General features: G+C 64.7%; 4 protein-coding genes. All 4 read left to right on the top strand.

Annotated elements, in window-relative coordinates; translation table 11 throughout:
- Window positions 1-337, top strand: a 337-nt coding sequence (locus GIB19_RS27985; protein WP_274888834.1) for an aromatic-ring-hydroxylating dioxygenase subunit beta, incomplete at its 5' end; no start/stop codon positions are given.
- Between the two features lie 10 nt (window positions 338-347).
- Window positions 348-1,100: an SDR family NAD(P)-dependent oxidoreductase gene (locus GIB19_RS27980; protein ID WP_274888833.1), complete on the top strand. Its 753-nt coding sequence runs from the start codon at window positions 348-350 to the stop codon at window positions 1,098-1,100.
- Window positions 1,101-1,151: 51 nt separating this feature from the next.
- Window positions 1,152-2,111 (top strand): PDR/VanB family oxidoreductase, encoded by a 960-nt coding sequence (locus GIB19_RS27975; RefSeq protein ID WP_238216803.1) that lies wholly within the window; start codon window positions 1,152-1,154, stop codon window positions 2,109-2,111.
- A gap of 11 nt (window positions 2,112-2,122) precedes the next feature.
- The gene (locus GIB19_RS27970; RefSeq protein ID WP_027595331.1) at window positions 2,123-2,620 is read left to right on the top strand and encodes a flavin reductase; all 498 of its coding nucleotides are present in this window, start codon (window positions 2,123-2,125) and stop codon (window positions 2,618-2,620) included.
- Window positions 2,621-2,747 lie beyond the last annotated feature (127 nt).

Raw genomic sequence — 2,747 nt, 5'->3', positions numbered from 1 at the left:
TGACTACGAGAACACCCTCAACTACGCCTACGACGACCACCACATGCGTGGCCTTCGCGTGCAGCGGTTGATCGGCGGCGAGTCGATTTCCACCAGCCCGCAACCACGTACCGTGCGCACGATTTCGCGCTTCCGGGTGCTGGGCGACGACGGCGTCAACGTGACCGTGCGCTGCGCGCAGAACGTGCGTGAGTTCCGCAAGGAAAGCCTCAAGCACTACAGCGCCGACCTGACCTACACCCTGGTGCGGGCGCAAGGCAGCTTCAAGATCCACCGCAAGGTGATCAGCCTGATCAACAGTGACGATACCCTCGCCGGTATCGGCTACATCCTGTGAGGAACCGACCATGAACCAAGTCGCATTGGTAACCGGCGCCGGCCAGGGCTTGGGCCAGCGCTTCTGCGCGCAACTGCTTGCCGCAGGCTTTGACGTGGTGGTCTCGGACCGTGACCTGGCGCTCGCTCAGGCCAGCGCCGAACAACTGCAGCAAGCCCGGCAAGGGCAGGGCGGCCGTACCCTGGCGGTCAAGCTCGATGTCGCCAGCAAGGCCGATTTCGAGCAGGCGCTGGCCCAGGTGCTGGGGCACTTTGGCGCCCTGCACGTGGTAATCAACAACGCTGCGGTGACCAAGACCACGCCGCTGATGCAGATCAGCCCAGAAGAATTCGACGCCGTGGTTGGCTTGAACCTGCGCAGCGTGTTCCTCGGTTGCCAGGTGTTCGGCGCGTACCTGGCCGAGGCCGGTTACGGGCGGATCATCAACATGGCCTCGCTGGCCGGGCAGAACGGCGGCACCGCGACCGGCGCGCACTACGCGGCAAGCAAGGGCGCGATCGTCACCCTGACCAAGATCTTCGCCAAGGAGTTCGCTGCCCGTGGCGTCACGGTCAACGCCATCGCCCCCGGCCCGATCGATTCGCCGGCGGTGCATGCCGCGGTGCCCGCCGAGCGCATGCCAGGGTTACTGGCGAACATCCCGGTGCAGCGCCTGGGGGACGCCGGTTTTCTGGGCGACCTGATCGTGCAACTGGCGCGGCCCGAAGCCTACTTCACCACCGGGGCGACCTGGGACGTGAACGGCGGCCTGTTCATGCGTTGATTTTTTTTGCGGGGCGCTGCGCGCCTCCTGTCGTTACACGGGACACCGGCCATGAATGAACAATTGTTGAACGTAGTCGTGCGCAAGCGCGAGATCCAAGGGGCCGACGTGGTCGTCCTCGACCTGGGGCGCGCTGATGGCGCGGCGTTGCCGGCCTTCGAGGCGGGCGCGCATGTCGATATCCACGTGGCGCCCGGCGTGGTGCGCCAGTATTCGCTGTGCAGTGACCCGGCCGATGCTTCGGTGTATCGCTTAGGCGTGCTGAAAGACCCGGCTTCACGCGGCGGCTCGGTGGGCGTGCACGAGACCTTGCTGGAAGGGCGCGAGCTGCAGATCAGCGCGCCGCGCAACCTGTTCCCGCTGGCGCCGCAGGCCAGCCGTTCGATCCTGCTGGGCGGTGGTATCGGCATCACGCCGATGATCGCCATGGCCCACGCCCTGCACCAGCAGGGCGCGGATTTTGAACTGCATTATTGCGGGCGCTCGCGCAGCCGCAGTGCGTTTCTCGAGGCGCTGGCGGCGGCGCCGTTCGCCGCGCGGGTGGTCACTCACTTCGATGATGAAGACCCGGCACAGCGGCTGAACCTGGAGGCGGTGCTGGGCGCTGCCAGCCAGGGCACCCACCTGTATACCTGCGGCCCGTCCGGCTTCATGGACTGGGTGATTGAGGGCGCGCGTCGGCAGGGTTATGCCGAAGACCACATCCACAAGGAGTACTTCCAGGTCGAGGTCGACGCCAGTGGCCAAGGTTTTGAAGTGGTGGCGGCGCGCAGCAACAAGACCGTGCAGGTGGCCGAGGGGCAGACCATCCTCGAAGCGCTTGCCCAGGTTGGCATCAAGATCGACATTTCTTGCGAGCAGGGCGTCTGCGGGACCTGCATGTGCGAAGTGCTCGAAGGCGAGCCAGACCACCGCGATGTGTACCTGACCGATGAAGAAAAAGCCGCGAACGACCAGATCCTGGTGTGCTGCTCGCGGGCCAAGTCCAACAAGCTGGTGCTGGATATCTGAGGAGCATGACCATGGTAGATGTAAGCCAGTTTCGCAATGCAATGGCGCTGCTCGGTGGCGCCGTATCGGTCATCACCACCGATGGCCCCGCAGGCCGTTTCGGTTTTACCGCGTCGGCGGTGTGCAGCGTGACCGACGCGCCGCCCACGTTGTTGGTGTGCATGAACCGCGCCTCGTATTCCAATGAGCAATTCAAGGCCAACGGTGCGCTGTGCGTGAACGTGCTGGCCGGTACCCATCAGGAGCTGTCGGGGGCGTTTGCCAACCGCAACCTGAGCACGGAAGAGCGCTTTGCGACCACGCACTGGACCGTGCTGGAGAGCGGCGCGCCGGTGATGCAGGAGGCGCTGGTCAACTTCGACTGCCGCATTGCCCAGGTGCATGAGGTGGGTTCGCACAGCATTTTCTACTGCGAGATCCAGGACATCCGCCATGGTGGGGCGGACGATGGGCTGGTGTATTTCAACCGGGCCTATCACCGGGTATGCGAGGCCTCGAAGGCGTGCTGAGCAGCCTGCGCTGACCCTGTGTAGGAGCAGCCTTGTGCTGCGAAGAGGCCGGTGAAAGCACCGGCGATGTGTGCTCTCGAAGGCGTGCTGAGCAGCTTGCGCTGACCCTGTGTAGGAGCAGCCTTGT

The organism is Pseudomonas sp. ITEM 17296 (assembly GCF_028895205.1).
In the GTDB taxonomy this organism is placed as follows: Bacteria; Pseudomonadota; Gammaproteobacteria; order Pseudomonadales; family Pseudomonadaceae; genus Aquipseudomonas; species Aquipseudomonas kermanshahensis.
The sequence above is the reverse complement of the archived record's forward strand: the minus strand, read 5'-3'. Positions and strand labels throughout refer to the sequence as shown.

Bases quoted from the DNA above. Each gene is read 5' to 3' on its own strand.
- GIB19_RS27975 (WP_238216803.1), top strand. From the start codon at position 1,152: ATGAATGAACAATTGTTGAACGTAGTCGTGCGCAAGCGCGAGATCCAA.
- GIB19_RS27980 (WP_274888833.1), top strand. From the start codon at position 348: ATGAACCAAGTCGCATTGGTAACCGGCGCCGGCCAGGGCTTGGGCCAG.
- GIB19_RS27970 (WP_027595331.1), top strand. From the start codon at position 2,123: ATGGTAGATGTAAGCCAGTTTCGCAATGCAATGGCGCTGCTCGGTGGC.